The organism is Nostoc sp. CmiVER01, from assembly GCF_034531135.2.
Lineage (GTDB): Bacteria > Cyanobacteriota > Cyanobacteriia > Cyanobacteriales > Nostocaceae > Nostoc.
On the sequence record NZ_JAVRBU020000004.1, the window covers coordinates 13185 to 34460 of the forward strand.

At 39.6% G+C, this 21276-nt stretch carries 13 protein-coding genes; 6 read left to right on the plus strand and 7 right to left on the minus strand.

Translation table 11 applies throughout. The features are described 5' to 3' along the window. Positions 1–152: 152 nt before the first annotated feature. Positions 153–2279 carry a glycogen debranching protein GlgX gene (gene glgX / locus RMZ43_RS07200; protein ID WP_322655304.1) on the minus strand — a complete coding sequence of 709 codons (2127 nt, stop codon included), beginning with the start codon at positions 2277–2279 and terminating at the stop codon, positions 153–155. A gap of 552 nt (positions 2280–2831) precedes the next feature. Here glgX and RMZ43_RS07205 point away from each other — a divergent pair. Further along, the gene (locus tag RMZ43_RS07205) at positions 2832–6974 is read left to right on the plus strand and encodes a non-ribosomal peptide synthetase (RefSeq protein ID WP_322655305.1); all 4143 of its coding nucleotides are present in this window, start codon (positions 2832–2834) and stop codon (positions 6972–6974) included. A gap of 8 nt (positions 6975–6982) precedes the next feature. After that, positions 6983–10243, plus strand: coding sequence for a non-ribosomal peptide synthetase (locus tag RMZ43_RS07210; protein ID WP_322655306.1), 3261 nt, complete (start codon positions 6983–6985; stop codon positions 10241–10243). A 282-nt stretch (positions 10244–10525) separates the two neighbouring features. Here the strand turns inward: RMZ43_RS07210 and RMZ43_RS07215 are convergent, their stop codons facing one another. The 3 genes from RMZ43_RS07215 to RMZ43_RS07225 form a co-directional block, all read right to left on the minus strand. Beyond that, the gene (locus tag RMZ43_RS07215; protein ID WP_322655308.1) at positions 10526–10894 is read right to left on the minus strand and encodes a GFA family protein; all 369 of its coding nucleotides are present in this window, start codon (positions 10892–10894) and stop codon (positions 10526–10528) included. Between the two features lie 340 nt (positions 10895–11234). Beyond that, positions 11235–11579, minus strand: coding sequence for a hypothetical protein (locus tag RMZ43_RS07220; protein WP_322655309.1), 345 nt, complete (start codon positions 11577–11579; stop codon positions 11235–11237). Positions 11580–11653: 74 nt separating this feature from the next. Continuing rightward, a complete protein-coding gene (locus RMZ43_RS07225; protein ID WP_322655310.1) occupies positions 11654–11887 on the minus strand; it encodes a transposase in 234 nt (77 codons plus the stop codon). Here RMZ43_RS07225 and RMZ43_RS07230 point away from each other — a divergent pair. From RMZ43_RS07230 to RMZ43_RS07240, 3 genes are all read left to right on the plus strand, one after another. Continuing rightward, on the plus strand, positions 11886–12173 hold the full coding sequence (locus tag RMZ43_RS07230) for a hypothetical protein (RefSeq protein ID WP_322655311.1): 288 nt from the start codon (positions 11886–11888) through the stop codon (positions 12171–12173). The genes RMZ43_RS07225 and RMZ43_RS07230 overlap by 2 nt on opposite strands. Positions 12174–12348: 175 nt before the next feature. Then, a complete protein-coding gene (locus RMZ43_RS07235; RefSeq protein WP_322655312.1) occupies positions 12349–13878 on the plus strand; it encodes a glycosyltransferase in 1530 nt (509 codons plus the stop codon). A 76-nt stretch (positions 13879–13954) separates the two neighbouring features. After that, entirely contained in the window at positions 13955–14164 is a 210-nt protein-coding gene (locus RMZ43_RS07240; protein ID WP_322655313.1) for a hypothetical protein, read from the plus strand. 218 nt (positions 14165–14382) lie between these two features. Here the strand turns inward: RMZ43_RS07240 and RMZ43_RS07245 are convergent, their stop codons facing one another. Next, positions 14383–15483: an alpha/beta fold hydrolase gene (locus RMZ43_RS07245; RefSeq protein WP_322655314.1), complete on the minus strand. Its 1101-nt coding sequence runs from the start codon at positions 15481–15483 to the stop codon at positions 14383–14385. Between the two features lie 234 nt (positions 15484–15717). Between RMZ43_RS07245 and RMZ43_RS07250 the strand changes: the two genes are divergently transcribed. Then, entirely contained in the window at positions 15718–20421 is a 4704-nt protein-coding gene (locus RMZ43_RS07250; RefSeq protein ID WP_322655315.1) for a non-ribosomal peptide synthetase, read from the plus strand. Between the two features lie 108 nt (positions 20422–20529). Here the strand turns inward: RMZ43_RS07250 and RMZ43_RS07255 are convergent, their stop codons facing one another. Both RMZ43_RS07255 and RMZ43_RS07260 read right to left on the minus strand, forming a co-directional pair. After that, positions 20530–20862 carry a XisI protein gene (locus tag RMZ43_RS07255; protein WP_322655316.1) on the minus strand — a complete coding sequence of 111 codons (333 nt, stop codon included), beginning with the start codon at positions 20860–20862 and terminating at the stop codon, positions 20530–20532. Beyond that, positions 20850–21269, minus strand: a complete 420-nt coding sequence (locus RMZ43_RS07260; protein WP_322648953.1) for a XisH family protein — start codon at positions 21267–21269, stop codon at positions 20850–20852. Before RMZ43_RS07260 ends, RMZ43_RS07255 begins: the two co-directional genes overlap by 13 nt. Positions 21270–21276 lie beyond the last annotated feature (7 nt).

Consider the following 21276-nt stretch of genomic DNA (forward strand, 5'->3'; position numbering starts at 1 on the left):
TTCTGAGTCTAATAGCGAAGGTCGTCTAAAGACGACTGAGAAAAGGTTATAGTCCGTTTTAACGGACTTTAGCTATGAGCCGCAAAACTTCAGTTCTGGGCGGTTTCTGTCTAGAACGAAGAACCGTTATAACACTTGATATTTTTCTGCTACTAAGCAAGACGACGTAACACCATGATAGAACGGTCTGTAACTGGCACAGTTTGCTCACCCATAACCAATTTTCCTGGGCTAAGGAAGCGAGGCTCGTTAGTGTCAATAACTATTTCCCATTCCCTATCTTGGAAAACATTGGGTAAAGCAAACTCAAGCGTTTCGTAGTGAGCATTAAAAAATAGCAAAAAGCTTTCATCAATAATCCGTTCACCACGGGAGCCAGGAGTAAGAATGCCCTCGCCATTCAAGAAAATTTCCATAGCTTTGGCATAACTAACTAACCACTGCTTTTCAGTCATTTCGCTACCATCGGCATTAAACCAACCGATATCATTAATACCAAAACCGTGAATAGGACGACCTTGAAACCACTTACGCCGTCTAAATACTGGATGCTTATGACGAAAATCAATCAGTTCGCGGCTAAAATATAGTAGTTCAGAATTAGACTTTTGTAAACTCCAATCACGCCAAGAAATTTCATTATCTTGGCAGTAAGCATTATTATTACCCTTCTGAGTGCAACCAATTTCATCTCCTGCTAGTAGCATGGGTACACCTTGAGACAGCATTAGAGTTGCTAAAAAGTTGCGTCGCTGACGTTCCCGTAAGCGGATTACGTCTGGGTTATCGGTTTCTCCTTCTACGCCGCAATTCCAAGAGCGGTTATGGCTTTCCCCATCCCGGCTATCTTCGCCGTTGGCCTGATTATGCTTTTCGTTGTAGCTGACCAAATCATTGAGCGTAAAGCCATCATGAGCAGTGACGAAATTAATACTGGCACTGGGATTACGCCCATTTGCTTGGTAAAGGTCAGGACTGCCAGTAAAACAGTAAGCAAATTGCCCCAGGCTATCATCTTCACCACGCCAGAAATCCCGGACAGTATCACGATATCTGCCATTCCATTCAGACCAACGTAAAGGGAAATTGCCAACTTGATAACCGCCTTCTCCCAAATCCCAAGGTTCAGCAATCAGCTTCACATCTGCCAGAACTGGATCTTGATGAATAATATCAAAAAAAGCTGCAAGATTATCTACTTCATATAGTTCTCGCGCTAATGCCGAAGCTAAGTCAAAGCGAAAGCCATCAACATGCATTTCTGTTACCCAATAGCGCAGGCTATCCATGATTAACTTCAGAACTTGGGCATGACGCACATTCAGAGAGTTGCCGCAGCCTGTGAAGTCCATGTTGTAACGAGAATTATCTTTGACCAAGCGATAGTACACAGCATTATCGATACCTCGCAGTGACAATGTTGGCCCTAAATGATTGCCTTCGCCAGTGTGGTTATAAACTACATCTAAAATTACTTCAATGCCAGCAGCGTGTAAGTTCTTGACCATCTGCTTAAACTCGGTGACTTGCTGTCCGAGTGAACCACTAGCACTGTAACCGGAGTAGGGTGTCAAATAATTAATGGAATCGTAACCCCAATAGTTTTTAAGTCCTTTATCCACTAGAAATCCTGGAGAAGATAAAAAGTGATGCACAGGCATCAATTCCACAGATGTGATTCCTAGTTGTTGAAGATACTGAATTGCGGCTGGATGTGCTAGCCCTGCATAAGTACCACGTAATTCTTCTGGAATTTCTGGGTGTAGCTTAGTAAAACCTTTAACGTGAGTTTCATAAATAATTGTTTCGTGCCACGGTATAGAAAGTAGTTTGTCATCTCCCCAATCAAAAGACTGATCGACAACAATAGACTTCGGCACAATTTCGGCATTATCTAAATCAGAAAAAGATAGGTCTTGTTCTAGTGCGTCTAAAGAGTAGCCAAAATTAGCTGGATTATCGATAATTTCCCCATCAATTGCCTTAGCATAGGGATCAATTAGTAGTTTATTAGGGTTAAATCGATGACCAAGTTCTGGGGCCCAAGGGCCATGTACTCTAAATCCATAGCGTTGTCCAGGCCCTACTCCTGGTAGATAAGCGTGCCAAACAAAATTATTTTTTTCTGTTAAAGGCAAGCGAATCTCCTCATTATCAGCATCAAATAAACAAAGTTCTACACCTGTTGCATTTTCGGAAAATAAAGCAAAGTTTGTGCCTTTGCCATCCCAAGTAGCACCTAAGGGATATACATTTCCAGGCCATACAGCTATATACATAAGTGAAATACCAAAAGCTAATTTTAGTGTTAGTAAAAAATTTGAAAAATATGTTTAATAGTAATTTTTATAAGTTAATTTGAAGGTTTAAGCTAATAAATTTGAATTAACTAAAATATTACTATTTTGTTCTTAAAAAGTTTTAAAATTGGATAAAAACAACTTATTTCAGTTTGAGGCAATAATAATTTTTTTTATTGTTAACTGAAAATATTGGGATTGTCTAAACTCATAAATTTATTGACAAGTTTATTTGCAAATTTTTTTAGCTTCATTAATTTACAAAAAACAACAAATATCTATATCTACCAAAGTGAATAAATTTATTTATACCAACGTGCATATTTACTTAAAACATCTTTTGTGAAACTATAATACCAATTTTTTTTCTTGAATTATTGTTGTAGCATTTATATATAGTAGCAAGCATGATCTACAGTGATAAAATGTCAAACACGGGTTGCTTTAAGCGAAGCATTATAGTTATAGAAGAAATAATTTTACTAGATCAGCCCTCTATCTTCGCAGTCTTTTTTTAACAAAGATATTGTTATGAGCCAGTATATTTTCAGTAGCCTAATGGCTGATGAAGAACTGAATTTTTCTGATGAGGCAGAGGTTTTTGTCTTTCCCACTTCTTTCGCCCAGCAGCGATTGTGGTTTCTTGACCAATTAGCATCGGGCAATCCATTTTACAATGTGTCAACAGCACTTTGCCTGAAAGGTTCCCTTAACTTTACCGCCTTAAAGCAGACATTCAACGAAATTGTCCGTCGCCACGAAACCTTACGCACTACGTTTGTGATGGTACAGCAACCAGTGCAGGTAATCGCACCCAGCTTAACCATACCTCTTCCCCTAATAGATATACGCAATTTCGCTCAAGAACGTGAGACACAAGTACGGCGAATCGCAACCGCAGAGGCTCAACATTCTTTCAATCTCACCGCCGGCCCATTGCTGCGAGTGAAGCTGCTACAAGTAGATGAAGCAGAATATGTGCTGCTGCTAAATCTACATCACATTGTTGCCGATGGCTGGTCAATTGGTGTGCTAATTAGAGAACTGGGGGTATTATACAAAGCTTTTGTAGAAGATAATCAATGTCTGATGTCTACGTTTCTGCCAGAATTGCCCATTCAGTATGCAGATTTCGCCCAATGGCAACGGGAATGGCTGCAAGCAGTGGGGGAAAACGGCTGTTCGCTTTTACAAACGCAGTTAGCTTATTGGCAAAAGCAATTAGACGGGATTCCGGTGCTGAATCTCCCCACCGACCGAGTAAGACCAGCAGTTTCAACTTACAGGGGTGCAAAACAATTTTTAGAACTACCACATTCCTTAACTCAAGCGCTAGAGGCACTTAGCTACCAAGAAGATGTAACCTTATTCATGACAATGCTTGCAGCGTTTCAAACTTTGCTCTATCGCTACACGCAGCAAGAGGATATTGTAGTAGGTTCAGCGATCGCTAATCGTAATCGTAGCGAACTAGAGGGGTTAATTGGGTTTTTTGTCAATAGTTTAGTGTTACGTGGCAATTTATCAGGGAACCCGACGTTTCAAGAATTATTAAATCGAGTAAGAGAGGTAACTTTAGGAGCATACACCCATCAGGATTTGCCCTTTGAAAAGCTGGTGGAAGAACTTCACCCAGAGCGAGATTTGAGTCGCCATCCTTTATTTCAAGTAGTATTTAGTCTACAAAATACTCCCATTGAAGCACTAGAGCTACCTGGATTAAAGCTTTCGTTATTCGACTTCGACAGCAAGATCGCAAAGCTTGATTTAGAGTTTCATCTGTGGCGAGACTTGGAAACTCTGAAAGGAGAAATCGTGTATAGTACCGATTTATTTGATCAAAGCACCATTACGCGAATGCTAGGGCATTTCCAAGTACTGTTAGAAAGTATTGTTACCAATCCAAAAGAGCGTATTTCAGATTTAGCTTTGCTTACAGAAGGAGAACGGCAGCAGTTATTAATTGATTGGAATAACACTAAAAAATCTTACTCAAATAGTAAGTGTTTTCATCAGTTATTTGAAGCACAAGTTGAAAAAAGTCCTGATGCGATCGCACTAGTATTTGGTAATCAAAAACTTAGTTACAAAGAGTTAAATATACGCAGTAACCAACTGGCACATTATCTCAAAAAAATAGGTGTAAAAACTGAATCTTTAGTTGGTATTTGTGTGGAGCGTTCCGCAGAAATGATAATCGCTATTTTAGGCATTTTCAAAGCTGGCGGTGCATACCTCCCTTTAGACGCTAGCTATCCTCAAGAGCGTCTTAACTTTATGTTGCAAGATGCACAAGTTTCATTATTGTTAACACAAGAAAAATTACTTTCAAATTTTACAGGATTCTCAAATCAAATTATTAGTATAGATAAAGATTGGGCAGCTATTACACAACATAGCCGAGAAAACCCAAACAGTTGCGTAACACTTGAAAACTTAGCTTATGTCATCTATACCTCTGGCTCAACAGGTCAGCCAAAAGGCGTTTTAATCGAACACCAAGGACTGTCTAATTTAGCAGCAGATCAGATTAAGGTTTTTAACTTGCAACCGAGTAACCGCATTCTGCAATTCGCATCATTGAGTTTCGATGCCTCAATTTTTGAGATTGTTATGGCATTGGGAATAGGAGCAACCCTTTATTTAACAAATAAAGAATGTCTTCTATCTGGAAAAGCTTTACTCCAACTATTACGCGAAAAAGCTATTACCCACGTTACCCTCCCGCCTGCGGTTTTGGCAGTTCTACCTACAAAATCATTACCTTCACTGCAAACTATTATTAGTGCGGGTGAATCATGTTCTGAGGATATAATAAAACGTTGGTGGAATCCTAGCCGTAGGTTTTTTAACGCTTACGGGCCTACTGAAGCAACCGTTTGGTCAACTGTTGCCGAAATTAAATCTGTGAGTGAAAAACCGCCTATTGGTCGCCCAATTGCTAACACTGAAATTTATATATTAGATAAGCATTTACAGCCTGTACCAGTTGGAATTTTGGGTGAATTATACATTGGTGGTGATGGGCTAGCACGAGGCTACCTTAATTGTCCTGAATTAGCTGCTAAAAAATTTATTCGCAATCCTTTTAATGAGAAAAAAGGAGCAAGGATTTATAAGACGGGTGATTTAGCCAGATATCGAACAGACGGTAATATCGAATTTTTAGGGCGCATCGATAACCAAGTAAAAATTCGTGGCTTTCGCATTGAGTTATCAGAAATTGAAACAGTTATAAGACAACATAATAATGTAGAAAAAGCAATTGTAATTACTCAAGGTAATTTATATGATAACAAGCATTTAGTAGCTTACATTATTTCTAAGTCACCGCAGGAGCAAACAACTATTGAAGTACGTGAATTTCTAAAAGAAAAGTTACCAGAATACATGATACCAAAAGCTTTTATAATTCTGGATTCTCTGCCGTTAACGGCTAATGGCAAAGTGGATCACTATGCACTAAAAGCAATTGATACTCAAAGCCGCTCAATCGAGAAAGCCTTTATTGCTCCTCGGACTCCAACTGAGTCAACTTTGGCAAGAATATGGGCTGAAGTCCTTAATGTTGAGAATGTAGGTATTCATGACAACTTTTTTGATTTGGGAGGAAATTCGCTACTGGCTATACGTTTATTAGACCAAATAAATAAACAGTTTGAGCGTGATTTCCCTTTATCTAGCCTGTTTTTAAATCAAACAATTGAAAGTTTAGGAATTGCTCTATGTTCTAAGACAGATTCTCTGAGGTGGTCTCCTTTAGTTACGATTCAACCGAATGGCTCAAATCCGCCTTTCTTTTGCGTTCATCCAATATTTGGTGTTGTCTTTCCTTATTATGAATTAGCTCATCAATTGGGTGAAAATCAGCCACTTTATGGGCTACAACCTATTGGAATTGATGGAAAAACTCCACTAACGTGCATTGAGGATATGGCTACCCACTACATTGAAGCATTGCGTTCAGTACAACCGAAAGGGCCTTATTTTATAGGAGGTTGGTCTTTTGGAGGTTGGGTTGCTTTTGAAATGGCTCAACAACTTGAAAATTCTGGGGAAGAAGTAGCTTTACTTGCTGTGCTTGACACTGTAGCACCAATTAAGAGCAATATACCTTCTTTGAGTAATACTTTGAAGTTTCTTTTTACTACAGTAGTGCCATATATGTGGCCATTTTTCATTGATTATTTACGTCTAATTACTGCTCCTAGTAAAAACCGAATTAATAGACTAACTTCTCGATTTTATAATTTTAAGGAGTTGATGCGATACTCCTTTTGGGAGTCGCTAACGCTAACGCTCAAAACAAATCTGTTCTCGTACTTCATCCAAAAGGAGGATGCCACAGCCAATTTTATATTTAACGAATCTAAGCAAAGGCTTTTAAGTGAGTCAGCTATTTTTCCTATGCTTCGTGTTTTTTACGCCAATAACCAAGCAGTTCTCAACTACGTTCCGCAAGTCTACCCTAAGCGAATTAATCTTTTTAGAACAAAAGTTCAGTTAAACATTGCCGAAGAGGAGGCGAGTATGGGTTGGGATCAGTTAGCTGTGGGAAGAACAGAAATTCATCATATTCCTGGCAATCACCTAACCATGCTAAGAAAACCCCATATTCAAGTTCTCGCCGCACAGTTAAGAGGCTGTATTGAGAAAGCACAAACTTTAAAATAAGGATCAATATGTTTTCTGAAGAGGTCTTTGTCTTTCCAGTATCTTTTGCCCAACAACGGTTATGGTTCCTTGACCAGTTGATCCCTAACAATACTATTTATAATGTGCCGACAGTAATTCGCTTAACAGGTTCACTTAACTTAACGGCACTAGAGCAGACTTTTAACGAAATTGTATATCGCCATGAAAGCTTACGCACTACATTTATAGTGTTGGATGGGCAACCTCTACAGGCGATTGCGCCCAGCTTAACAATACCTATTTCTGTATTAGACCTCCAGCTACTGCCAGATGATGAAAGAGAAGTTGAAGTAAACAGCATTATTAACGCAGAGATAGAACATCCCTTTGATTTATCCTCCGGGCCATTGCTGCGAGTGAAGTTGCTTGTGCTTTCCAAGACGGAACATATTCTATTACTGAATATGCACCACATTATCTGCGATGATTGGTCTATTGGGGTGCTGATTCGGGAGCTGGGAATACTGTACACTGCTTTTGCACAAAACCAGCCTTCTCCTCTATTAGAATTACCTCTTCAATACGCCGACTTTGCTCACTGGCAGCGTGAATGGTTACAAGGAGAAGTACTGCAAACGCAGTTAACTTATTGGCAGCAGCAATTAAATGGTATTTCTATGCTGCATTTGCCTACGGACAAACCAAGGCCAGCTATACAAAGCTATGAAGGAGCAACACAATTTTTTGAGTTACCAAAAAAGCTAACTGATGCACTAGAAAAGCTTTCGCACCAAGAAGGTGTAACCTTTTTTATGATGCTGCTGGCAGCATTTAAAACTTTGCTCTATCGCTACACACATCAAGAAGATATTGCGGTAGGTTCGCCAATTGCTAACCGTAATCGTAGCGAAATTGAAAGTCTAATTGGTTTTTTTGTCAATAGTTTAGTACTACGCAGTAATTTAGCTGGAAACCCAAGTTTTCGAGAAATTTTAGGCAGAGTCCGAGAGGTAACATTAGGGGCTTATAGCCAGCAAGATTTACCATTTGATAAGCTTGTTGAAGAACTGCATCCAGAGCGCAACTTGAGCCATCATCCGTTATTCCAAGTAGTGTTTAGTTTACAGAATGCACCAATGTCAGCACTAAAGCTACCTGGATTAATGCCTAGCTTTATGAATATTGATTTAAAAAAAACGCGCTTTGATTTAGAACTACACTTATGGAAGTGTTCTGATGATTTTAGGAGCTTATGGGGTGCAAACTGGGAGTACTCTGAAGGACTCCGTGGCGTAATAGTTTACAACACTGATTTGTTTGATAAAGTTACTATCAGTCGGATGCTGGAACATTTTAAAACTCTGTTGTCAAGTATTCTTGCCAATCCAAAACAACGAATTGCAAATTTACCACTATTAAGTGAAGCAGAGCTACATCAGCTATTAGTAGATTGGAATAATACTAACACAAATTTTCCTCATGATAAGTGTATCCATCGGTTGTTTGAAGAACAAGTACAGCATCATCCTAATTCTATAGCCGTAATTTTTGGTAACGAGCAACTCACTTATCAAGAGTTGAATAATCGCAGCAATCAGCTAGCACAATACTTACAAAAAACTGGGGTTGGTTCAGAAAAGCTAGTAGGTATTTGCATTTCCCAGTCTATAGAAATGATAGTTGGCTTATTAGGCATTCTGAAAGCAGGAGGAGCATATCTTCCTTTAGATCCCAGTTATCCTGAAGAACGCCTAAAGTTCATGCTGGAAGATGCACAGGTTTCAGTATTGCTAACACAAGAAAAGTTACTCAAGTCTTTTGAATATTTCTTGAATCCAATTGTTTGCATAGATAAAGACTGGGAAATTATTACTCAAGAAAACAAAAATAACCTTGAAAGTAGCGTTACATTTAACAATTTAGCTTATGTTATTTACACTTCTGGCTCTACAGGTAAACCCAAGGGTGTAGCTATAACTCACCAAGCTGTAAATCGGTTAGTGTGCAATACAAACTACATAAAGTTATTACCATCAGATAAAATTGCCCAAGTCTCAAACACTTCTTTTGATGCAGCAACATTCGAGATTTGGGGGGCGTTACTTAACGGCGCTCAACTTGTAGGTGTTAGCAAAGATGTAATCCTTTCGCCTCATGAGTTTGCATTACAGCTAAAACAAAAAGAAATTAGTGTCTTATTTTTGACAACAGCTTTATTTCAACAGATTGCTAGAGATGTTCCGCAAGCTTTTGCTTCATTGCGATATTTACTGTTTGGTGGCGAGGCTGTTAATATAAGATGGGTTAAAAGAATTCTCCAACATGGTGTACCAAAGCATTTAATTCATGTATATGGGCCTACAGAAAATACAACATTTTCATCTTATTATCATTTTGAAGAATTAGCAGAATTAGCTACATCTATTCCCATTGGTTGCCCGATCGCTAATACACAAATTTATATATTAGATTCACATTTACAACCTTTGCCCATTGGTATGATTGGAGAATTATATATAGGCGGTGATGGTTTGGCACGAGAATATCTCAATCATACGGAATTAACTGCTGAACACTTCTTCACAAATCATTTTAGTAATAATTCAAAAACACGACTTTATAAAACGGGTGATTTAGCCCGATATTTACCAGATGGAAATATTGAATTTTTAGGACGGATTGACAATCAAGTAAAAATTCGTGGCTTCCGTATTGAATTATCAGAGATTGAAGCGGTTTTGAGTGAACATCCAGCAGTGAAAGAAGCAGTAGTAATTGCTGACGAGGACATACCTGATAATAAGTATTTGGTGGCTTATATTGTTGTTAATGTAGTAGAAATATCAGATTTAGCATCTGTATTACGTAAGTATTTAAAAGAAAAGTTACCAGAATACATGGTGCCAATAGCATATCTGGTCATGGAATCAATACCATTAACACCGAATGGCAAAGTAGACCGTCGTGCTTTACCTAAAACAGATATAGTAACTTTCGATAGATATGATTATGTAGCACCGCGATCGCAAGTTGAAGAGTTGCTTGGAGAAATTTGGGCTAAAGTCTTGGGAAAAGAGCAGATAGGCGTTCATGATAATTTCTTTGAATTAGGCGGTCATTCTCTACTAGCGACTCAGTTAATTTCCCGAATCCGAGATACCTTTCAAATAGATGTAACTGTACGCAATTTGTTTGAAGCACCAACTATTGAACAACTTGCTAAGTACGTTGATACAATGTGTTGGGCAGCAAAAGGTGTGGATAAGACTAGAACTACAGGAAAAGAACGAGAAGAAGTGGAATTTTAAGGAAAAACCCTTCAGTTAGAAGACAAGTGTTTGCATTTTTAATAAAGGTTTAAGGTAGACATACTACACGATGTCTACCTTACATCTTGCCCTGATAAATTGCGTTACTTCCGTTGACGCATCCTACTACTGCCTCAATACGGTTAAGATAAGCTTTTTTCTCCTCCCCTGCTTCCCCTGCATCTTCTGCTCCCCCTGCCTGCCTCAACGGATAAATTTCTTAACCCTAGCGTATTGACTACTGACGAAGTGGCATCTTAGCGAACTTGGGCAGGTCTGGGTTCATGTAATCCCACGGCTGGGCACTGGCTGTGTAAATATCCATCGCGGGTTGAAACCGCTTGGGTCATCAAGACTCCCTGCCATAATGCCCATAAGCTCAGGGATGGGGGGCTTGCTAAATAATCGGGAACCGCAGTTTGGGCAAAAGCCTCGACCAACAACGCTTCCGCTATCACCAATTACGTTATAGTATTTAATATCTCCGGTGACGGTGACTGCACTTTGCGGTACAAGAAGCCCAGATGCATAGGCAGCTCCTGTGGCCCGTTGACAATCACGACAGTGGCAATTCCCCATTGTAATGGGTTCGGCTAAACATTCGTAGCGGACAGAGCCGCATAGACAACCGCCAGTAAATTTTGTTGCCATAAAAACATCTCTCCTTAGAAACGAAAAGTCTGATCGTCAGGATCTCCCCCAAGAACAACTTTTCAAGATAGCTTTGCTAGGACGCAGGTTTATTCATTACACTTGCAGTGCATCCTGATTTATACAGTAGCGATCGCATTCTTATCTAGTCTTACAAGTTTTTGCTTTTTTTACAGATTTCAGCTATTTTTCTCGAACAACCTTAGGCGTGACTCCAAGCAGCCGCTTAAAATGATTGGTTAAATGCCCCCCATTGGCAAAGCCGACTTTATAGAACCGATTTGATATCTATACAGGAGGGCAATCGAATTTGGCTGAACTACGAGCTAAGTTACAAATTTTATAGATTGATCGTCAGGATTTTTTTCTTGCTTTTTTTGTCGCTCAACACGACTGTATTGTAGGGTAATGTATCCGTTCCCAGCGGAATTGGCAGCTTAAAATTGGGGCTTTTACGATCGAGTTCGCCTAAATCAATGCTTTTCGTTATATTGCCATCTGTTGCAAGATTTGCGGTAAGTTCGCCTTTATAATCTTCAATTAAAAAGTCTCTAAAGAAAACGACTGCCCCACCCTCAGGATCTATACCAAGGATGACCGTACCGCTGAAAGTTGCGCCTTTTCGTTCTTCATCAACCGTTGCCACTGGGATTTCCGAGGGGTCTTGACCGGACTTATCTGCCATAAACTTTTTTCTCTTGCGAATTCTCAACAATTGAAAATGATTTTACAAGAGCGCTATGGGCGATCGCAAAACTCTCAGGACGTATTTCTGCATCGGTCTTGCAAATGTATAGCCAAGTTACTTCTGGTTATACGCCTAATTGGAAGATTCCCATTCTTGAGTTGATAGAAGATACCATCTAAGATTTGTCGCTTTGTCCACTTTGGTGGTCTGGTTTGCTTTTTCTGCGGCAATAGTGGTTCAATGATTGCCCACTCTTTGAACGAACCGCAAAGGGAAGGCAGCGCGGTCTTGGGGGTCTCCCCCATGAGCGACTGCCGTCGCAAAGGACACAAAGAAAGAAGGAAGGAAGGAAGCAAAGAGAATTTGGCGCAGCCTCACAAAGAAATGGTATTAGTATTTTTTAAGAGCAGCACAGCCGACGGCGTACCACTTGCTACTCGCCTCCTGCCTTGTTTCTTGAAAGTTACCATGCTATTTATGTCATCGGGTATATATGCGCCAGCCGCAGTAGCGATTAACTTAAACATTAGGAAAATACGCGAACTGGCTGGGTTTAAGTTAAAGGGAATCAATAAAAACCCTTTGACTTAGTTGTTGATGGCATTTATATACAGCCTTACTGCCTGCGTTTTTCAACCTCGGGAGTTTTTAACAAGCTCACCGAAGAGGCAGAGGGGAAGGGAGCAGGGAAAGCAAGCTCTTTCCAAGAGCGTGGAGCAAAGCAAAACACGGGTACTAGAAATCAACCTGTATTAGGAAGTGGGCTATGCATATTGGATTTCTCAATCCTCAAGGCAATTTTGATTCAAATAATAGTCATATAACGAAACACCCAGATTTTGGGGGTCAGCTGATCTACGTTAAGCAACTCGCCATAGCTATAGCTCAAATGGGTCATAAAGTTGATATTCTCACCCGTCAAATTATTGACCCAGAGTGGCCAGAGTTTGCCGAAGTGATTGACACTTATCCAGGGATCGATAACGTCCGTATTATTCGCTTACCAGCTGGGCCAAAAGAATTTCTCCCTAAAGAGTTGCTATGGCCTCATCTGGTCGCTGATTGGGTACCCAATATCTTGAAATTTTATCAAGAGCAAGGTGGCTTACCCGATGGTATGACTGCTCACTACGGTGATGGAGGACTTTGTGGCGTTCTAATTCAAGAGGAGACAGGTATACCTTTTACCTTTACTGCTCATTCTCTCGGCGCTCAAAAGATGGACAAACTAGAAGTCACATCAGAAAATCTCACGGAAATAGATGAGCAATTTAATTTCAGATATCGCATTTTAGCCGAACGCCTGAGCATGAATCGCTCGGCCATTAATATCACTAGTACACGACAAGAACGCTTTGAACAGTATTCTCATCGAGTCTATAGTGGTGCAGTGGATGTAAACGACGACAATCGCTTTACAGTAATTCCACCGGGAGCAGATTTCTCAATTTTCGGTGCAAAGGCTCGTTCCGAAAATGAGGAAGCTACCCAATGGTTTATTCAGGAGCGATTGGCACGGGACATTGCAGAAACCCGTCGAGATTTGCCCGTTATTGTAGCATCCAGTCGATTAGAGCTTAAAAAAAACATATTGGGGCTAGTGCAAGCCTTTGCAATGAGTCCAACACTTCAGGAACGAGCTAACTTGATGCTAATTACAGGAGGACTGGACAATCCTTTGCAAGAGGAAGCTAGTGACGGCATGACTGAAGAGGTATTAGCCCCCATTCGGAAAGTGGTGGAAGAAAACGATTTGTGGGGCAAGGTGAGTGCCTTTGGCTTGTCAAATCAGTCTCAAGAGTCGCTGGCAGCAGCTTATCGGTTTTTGGTTAAACGCCGCTCAGTATTTGCGCTGACAGCAGTTTACGAACCTTTTGGGCTTGCTCCTTTAGAAGCAGCAGTTGCAGGTTTGCCAGTGGTAGCAACTAAGAATGGTGGCCCTAGCGAGAGCTTGCAGCAAGGAGATGAGGAATATGGCGTACTCGTTGACCCAGAAGATCCTGCTGATATTGCACGGGGGTTGGAGCGGTTGCTATGTGATGCTCAGGAGTGGGAGTATTTTGCCCAAGCTGGTCAACAACGCGTGCTAAAGAATTACACTTGGGAATCTACTGCTGAAAACTACCTGACTTTGCTAGAGCAGATTTCGTCTTCACCGGAAGCTAGCCCTCGTGCTGAACTCCTTCCCATCCATCCCTACTTCCGTAATCCAGAATCGCAGACCGATGTTTTTTTGGAAGAATTGAGCGACCTTTACTTTGGATCTAATCAAAAGGTATTAATAAATGTAGCTTAAATCAAGAAGGCAGGAGGCAGAGGGCAGAGAGCAGAAGTTGTTACAAAAAAAGCAGAAGTTCTTGCAGGGAAAGCGGATGTTGCCACAGACTGCGCGAAACACTGAAACGTTAAAGCGGAAGTTCTTGCAGGGAAAGCGGATGTTGCTACAGACTGCGCGAAACACCGAAACGTTAAAGCGGAAGTTCTTGCAGGGAAAGCAGAAGCTGCTACAGACTGCGCGAAACACCGAAACGCCAACCCTGGAGCAATATTTTTTGATAGATGCTAAACAAATGGGGGTATAAGTCAATACAGTTCAGTTAAGCATTTCTTTCTTCTCTCTGCGTCCTTGGCGTCCTTGGCGGTTCGTTAAAAAAATTGAGTTTGACAAAGAGTTTTAGCCTTAACTGAACCGTATTGGGGTATAAGTCCCCTGCCTCTACAGGCAGCACGTTTTGTGTCGGGGTAATAATCCCCGTTACAAAATGTAATTGCGAATTGATTTAATGTGGGATTTAGGCAGCTATGAGCAGCCAGCGCAAAATGTGCTGACTGCTTCAGCAAACTGTTGGTTTTGTTCCATCAATGCCATGTGTCCACCTGGTTTTAGGGTGACTCTTTGAGAATAAGGTAATTCTGCTTTCATGCGATCGCTCGCCACAGGTTTTGTTGCTATATCTGAAGCCCCACACATTACCAATACAGGTACATTAATAGTTGCAAGTGTGTCTGTTTCGTCAAATTTCAACATTCCCAGTGTGCCACGAGCCAGAACACCAGGCGATCCCAAGGCTGATAGTAGACCTGCAAAATTTAGTTGACCGCGTGTTTCAGTACCCGTAAATCCAGATAGTTCGACGGTGATATACAGCGAACCATTAAAATAGGAAAGCCAAGTCATCAACCAAAAAACTGGCCACAACACGGTAGTCAGGTACAATACAGGTTCGAGTAACGGTTTCTGCAATTTACGTGCCAGATTGCTAAAGATGCAAGTTTTTACCGGATTGGTGTAAGTAGTATCTACAAGAATTAAGCCAACTACCCGACTCCCTAATTGCTCTGGAAACAGGCGGCAGAATGTTAGGTTAATCATCCCACCCATGCTATGCCCCAACAAGATAACAGGTTTATCTCCTGCTATGGCAATTACAGCTTCCAAGTCACGGGCATATTTTTCTATAGAGTGATCGTTGTTTTTCGGTTTAGCGGATTTTCCTAAGCCTGGTAGATCCCAAACAATTACTCGGAAGCGATTGCTCAATTGTCGCTTGGCATAATACCATACAGTACTGTTTGGCCCCCAACCATGTGACAAAATAATTGGTTGACCATCTTCAGGGCCAAAAAACTCTACTTGCAACACGCTCCCATCTGGACGTGGTAAACGTTGCACAGTTTTGCTACGCATAAACTTGGGTTCCTCGTTTCCAGGACGGCGTAGCAGTGGCAAACTGATAAAACGACCGCCAAAAGTCCACAAAACCATTACTAGTCCAGCTACTAAGTAGGATGTTCCTACAAGTTCTCCTTCATACCACTCATAGAGAACGTAGATTCCCCCGCCAAGTACCCCAACAGAAAGCAGTTGAACCAGCCATACAAGTAGAAAATTATGAGGCATGAATATCATGAGCCTAAACCTTGTGATACCTTGTTAACTGCTTTTAGCTTCATACCATAGTTAGAATCATCCAACTTTCACTCCCAAGAATGATTTATACAATGTTGTAAGTGTGATAAAAATGCTGGGTTAGTTGATAAACAGCGTAAAGTGGCAAAAATAATTATTTACAAATAATGTTGTTTCTTCCTCCAACTTTTTATTAAATAACAACTGTTCCGCAGGGGTTTAATTTTGAATACAGTTGAGCTATTATCTTATCTTCGCAGCTTAGATATTCAAATTTTTATTGATGGTGAAAAGTTCCGTTGTAACGCACCTGAAGGAATTCTTACAGTAGAATTGCGTGCAGAAATTCAAGAACATAAAGCAGAAATTATTGAATTTTTAAAAGCAACTAATCGTACTCATAACCATAGCTTTAGACCTCTTGTACCTATTTCGCGTTCTGAAAATCTTTCCCTCTCCTTTGCTCAACAACGGCTGTGGTTTCTCGATCAATTAATCCCTAATAATCCTTTCTATAACATTCCAGTAGCATTACATTTAACAGGTTCGCTAAATAAAGTCGCACTAAAACAAACTTTTAACGAAATTGTGCAACGACACGAAGCTTTACGCACCAACTTTGTCATCCAGTCAGGGCAACCAGTTCAGATAATTAATCCGACGTTAATTATTACTTTACCAATAATAGATTTACGGCAACTGCCACAAGCCGAACGAGAAATACAAGCACGACAATTCACTAATCAAGAAGCTCAACGCCCTTTCAATTTATCAACAGATTCGTTGCTGCAAGTAAAACTGCTGTGGTTGGATGAGACAGAATACATCCTGCTGCTAAATATGCACCACATTGTATCCGATGGTTGGTCTATTGGAGTGCTAATTCAAGAGATAGCAGCACTCTACACAGCCTTTACTAGCAATCAGCCCTCTCCTTTGCCGAAACTTACAATTCAATATGCAGACTTTGCATACTGGCAACGTCAATGGTTACAGAGGGAAGTATTAGAAAAGCAACTTGGTTACTGGCAAAAGCAATTAAACAGTATTTCTATATTAAATCTGCCAACCGACAGACCAAGGCTAGCTATTCAAACTTATCAGGGTGCAAGGCAACCTCTACAATTATCAAAAAGTTTGAGCGAAGCACTTTTAGCTCTCGGACAGCAAGAAGGGGTAACTTTATTTATAACCTTACTAGCAGCATTTAAAGTTTTACTTTACCGCTATACACAGCAAGAAGATATTGCGATCGGTTCACCTATTGCCAATCGCAACCTTAGTGAAATTGAGGGATTAATTGGTTTTTTTGTCAATAGCTTAGTACTGCGTACTCATTTATCAGGAAACCCAACTTTTCGAGAGTTATTGAATCGAGTCAAAGAGGTAGCTTTAGGGGCTTATGCTCATCAAGATTTACCTTTTGAAAAACTTGTAGAGGAACTGCATCCAGAGCGTAACTTGAATCAAAATCCGCTATTCCAAGTGGTCTTTGCTCTGCAAAACGCTCCTATATCAGCATTAGAGTTAACTGGTTTAACTTTAAGTCCACTAGCATTTGATACAGAAACAACACGCTTTGATTTGGAGTTCCATCTGTGGGAGCCAAATACTCAAAATGGTTTATGGGTAGATAGTGCAGAAGGGATTAGTGGGTTTGTAATTTACAGTACTGATTTATTTGATAACGCTACTATCACCAGAATGTTAGGACATTTCCAAACATTACTGGAGAGTATAATTGCAAATCCAGAACAACGAATTGCACAATTATCGCTTTTAAGCCAATCAGAGCAACATAATTTATTAATTGAATGGAATAATACTCAGTTAGATTATCCACAAGATAAATGTATACATCAGTTATTTGAGAAGGTTGCCCAACAGAATCCTGATGAAATTGCACTAGTATTTGGCGATGATAAACTCAGCTACAAAGAGTTAAATATCCGTAGTAACCAGCTTGCACATTATCTAAAAAAATTAGGAGTTAAAACCGAAGTTTTAGTCGGGCTTTGTGTAGAACGATCTTTTGATATGGTAATTGGGATATTGGGCATCCTGAAAACAGGTGGAGCTTATGTGCCTCTAGATCCAAGCTATCCATCTGAACGTTTAAACTTTATGCTTGAAGATGCTAAAGTTTCAGTTTTATTAACTTATGAGCGATGCCTTGAACGTTTAAAAAACTATAATTCAAATATAATATGTTTAGATAATTGCAAAATTATTGCTCAAGAAATTGAAGAGAATCTCCCTAGTGAAGTTGCAGCAACCAACCTTGCTTATGTTATTTATACCTCTGGTTCAACAGGAAAACCTAAAAGCGTACAAATTGAACATAGAGGATTATTAAATCTGGTTTTTTGGCATCAAAAAGCCTTTGCAGTTTCACCTATTGACCGAGTAACGCAGATAGCCGGGCTTGCTTTTGACGCTTGTGGTTGGGAAATTTGGCCTTACCTTAGTGCTGGAGCAAGCATTTATATTGTAGATGATGAAATTAGGCGATCGCCTGAATATCTCCGAGATTGGTTAATCTCGCAAAAAATCACAATTTCCTTCTTACCAACACCTATAGCAGAAAAGTTCTTATTATTAGATTTTCCTGAAGATGCCGCTTTACGAATATTGCTTACAGGTGGAGATAAACTAAATCAATATCCTTTAGCTTCGCACTCCTTCCAACTATATAATAATTATGGGCCTACAGAGAACACCGTTGTTACAACTTGTGGTCAGATTTCTGTTAAGAATAAAGATAATTTAGCACCTGTAATTGGTAGTGCGATCGCTAACACCCAAGTTTACATCCTAGATAAATATTTACAACCAGTACCCATTGGTGTGCCAGGAGAATTATATATAAGTGGTGATGGATTAGCACGAGGTTATTTAAACCGTCCTGATTTAACTGCGGAATGCTTTATTTATCATAGTTTTACTAATAAGTTAAAAGCACGACTTTATAAAACAGGTGATTTAGTCCGCTATCGAGTAGATGGCAACATTGAGTTTTTAGCTCGCCTCGACGAGCAAGTAAAAATTCGTGGCTACCGCATTGAGTTAGGCGAAATTGAAGCAGTGCTGAGTCAGCATCCAGCAGTACAGCAAACTGTAGTAATAAGTCGTGAACATGAAAAGGAAAAACACCTAGTAGCTTATCTGGTAGCAAAAGCTGAATACAGGAGTGAGCAAGAGAATGTTGAATTAATGCAATTGCAGAATGAGCAGGTTTTGCAATGGCAAATGCTCTATGACGAAACTTATAATCAGCCTGCTGCTGATTCAGATCCAACATCCAATTTTATCGGTTGGAACAGTAGTTATACAAATCAGCCGATTCCACCAGAGCAGATGCGTGAGTGGGTAAATAATCAAGTAGCGCAAATTTTAGCTTTGCAACCCAAACGAGTGTTAGAAATTGGTTGTGGAACAGGTTTAATTCTGTTCAAAATTGCACCTCACTGCACTAAATATTGGGGAACAGACTTTTCCCCAGTTTCACTTAACTACATTCAGCAGCAGTTAGAAAAACAAGAAATGCCGCAGGTAACACTGCATCAGCAAATGGCTACTGACTTCGAGAAAATAGAAACAGCAGCTTTTGATACAGTAATTCTGAACTCAGTTGTACAATATTTTCCTACTATTGATTATCTAATTCGTGTATTAGAAGGTGCTGTGAGAGCAACTGCTCCAGGTGGCTTTATCTTCATAGGAGATGTGCGTAGTTTGCCACTTTTGCAAGCTTTTCATGCATCAGTGCAACTGGAGCAAGCTGAATCTTCCCTTAGCCGTTCTGAGTTACAGCAACGGGTTCAAATGCAAATTTTCCAAGAGACAGAATTGGTAATTGATCCAGCTTTTTTTAGTGCAATAAAGCAATGCTTTCCTCAGATTAGCAATGTACAAATTCAACTGCTGCGGGGACGCAATCGCAATGAATTAACTCAATTTCGGTACAATGTGATTCTACATATTGGTGATAAAACTATTAATAATATTAGAAATGATTCATCTCTAAACTGGTCTGAAGAGAATTTAACAGTGTCAGCACTACGTCAATTATTAATTGAAACTAAACCAGAAATATTATGTATTAATAATGTACCTAATGCGCGGGTCATGGCAGCAGTTAAAACATCAGAATGGCTATCAGATGTAGAAGATTTTAAAACTGTAGGTCAAATGCGTAAAGCTTTGCAAGAACTCGAAAACATAGGAATAGAACCAGAAGATTTTTATACACTAGATATAAATTACAAAGTTGATATTACTTGGTCACATTGCAGTAGTGAAGGGCGCTATGATGTGGTTTTTGTACGGCAAGATAAAATAGGTAACAGAACTATTTTTTCACATAGCACGACTTACTCTCATTCCTGGCAATCTTACGCCAATAATCCCTTACAAGCCAAAGCTGCGCGTAAATTAGTGCCACAGTTGCAGACTTACACATCACAAAAACTGCCTGAGTACATGATTCCATCAGCTTTTGTAATATTAGAGTTTTTACCTCTAACAGCTAATGGTAAAGTCAATCGCCGCGCCTTAAAAGCATTCTATGATGATACAATTCAGCCCCAATTATCTGAAAATTACATTGCACCTCGAACTCCTGTAGAACAAGTAGTGATGAAAATTTTTGCTGAAGTTTTAGGACTTAAGCGCGTAGGAATTTATGACAATTTCTTTAAATTAGGCGGTCATTCATTATTAGCAACTCAGCTTGTCTCTAAAGTGCGCGATACCTTGGGTGTTGAGTTACCCTTGCGTAGCGTATTTGAAGCACCAACAATTGCACAAATTTCTAAGATAGTGGAAGGCTTTAAAGAAAGCAATCCTCAAAGTCAAGCACCAGTTTTAGTACCATTGTCACGCGAAAGTCGGCGGATTAAGTTATCTTCCTTAAACAAAAAGGGATAAGCCAAAGCTTATCGCCCCAAAAAGTTAACTAATCAATCATCAAGTTGCCAAAATCAAACAATTAATATACTTAACCTTCAACTTCAGTCGGGATAAAATACAGCAAATTTAAACAGATGCAAAACCAGTAAACTGACGGACATAAGGGGATCTAAAACCTAAAACAATATCGGTAGTCGGCACACCTAATTCTACTAATTGATTAGCTATTCCTTCTTCTGTAAAATCGCGCTGAATCCAAATTTTATCATCCTTGATACTAAGATGAATTGGGCATCCATACACTCTTTCTTCATCATGCCATCCCACATATACTAATAAGTAGCGATCGCGTTCTGTATCAAAAACAATTTCAGTATTTTCTAAATTTTCTTGGGGTTGCTCATTTGCATATTTATAGATAATTCTTTTTACTAATTCCTGATAATTTAATTTTTCCATAATACTATCTCCTGTTTCTGAACATGAAAAACGAATAATTTGATTTCATACCGTTCTAGTACACTTTGAATAAAAGAATCTATAAAAAACTCTTGATATATATCTTTAGATATTGCTAAATATAATACTCGCTCAGAGTCCTTTTGTTCTAATGCTACCCTGTAGTTTAAAAATTGACCAACAGCTGTATGAAACTCTGAGATTGCTGACACCCCAATAAAACTTTTTACCTCTACTGCTATTTTTTGCTCACCTTTATCAGCCGAAATTAACTTTTGCGCTCCTAAGTCTATTTTAATTCTAATTTGTTCAGAGAGGTTAAAAAACAAGGGATCATGTGTAATTTTCCAGCCATCTTTTTCTAAGGCTACTTTCACAGTATTATGAAAAATATCTTTTGCTGACATATAAAAG

Excerpts from the sequence above, each read along its gene's own strand:
- RMZ43_RS07260 (WP_322648953.1), bottom strand. The coding sequence starts at position 21,269 with ATGTCAGCAAAAGATATTTTTCATAATACTGTGAAAGTAGCCTTAGAA.
- RMZ43_RS07255 (WP_322655316.1), bottom strand. The coding sequence starts at position 20,862 with ATGGAAAAATTAAATTATCAGGAATTAGTAAAAAGAATTATCTATAAA.
- RMZ43_RS07240 (WP_322655313.1), top strand. The coding sequence starts at position 13,955 with ATGTTGCCACAGACTGCGCGAAACACTGAAACGTTAAAGCGGAAGTTC.
- RMZ43_RS07235 (WP_322655312.1), top strand. The coding sequence starts at position 12,349 with ATGCATATTGGATTTCTCAATCCTCAAGGCAATTTTGATTCAAATAAT.
- RMZ43_RS07210 (WP_322655306.1), top strand. The coding sequence starts at position 6,983 with ATGTTTTCTGAAGAGGTCTTTGTCTTTCCAGTATCTTTTGCCCAACAA.
- glgX (WP_322655304.1), bottom strand. The coding sequence starts at position 2,279 with ATGTATATAGCTGTATGGCCTGGAAATGTATATCCCTTAGGTGCTACT.
- RMZ43_RS07215 (WP_322655308.1), bottom strand. The coding sequence starts at position 10,894 with ATGGCAACAAAATTTACTGGCGGTTGTCTATGCGGCTCTGTCCGCTAC.
- RMZ43_RS07245 (WP_322655314.1), bottom strand. The coding sequence starts at position 15,483 with ATGCCTCATAATTTTCTACTTGTATGGCTGGTTCAACTGCTTTCTGTT.
- RMZ43_RS07205 (WP_322655305.1), top strand. The coding sequence starts at position 2,832 with ATGAGCCAGTATATTTTCAGTAGCCTAATGGCTGATGAAGAACTGAAT.
- RMZ43_RS07225 (WP_322655310.1), bottom strand. The coding sequence starts at position 11,887 with ATGGGGGAGACCCCCAAGACCGCGCTGCCTTCCCTTTGCGGTTCGTTC.
- RMZ43_RS07230 (WP_322655311.1), top strand. The coding sequence starts at position 11,886 with ATGAGCGACTGCCGTCGCAAAGGACACAAAGAAAGAAGGAAGGAAGGA.
- RMZ43_RS07220 (WP_322655309.1), bottom strand. The coding sequence starts at position 11,579 with ATGGCAGATAAGTCCGGTCAAGACCCCTCGGAAATCCCAGTGGCAACG.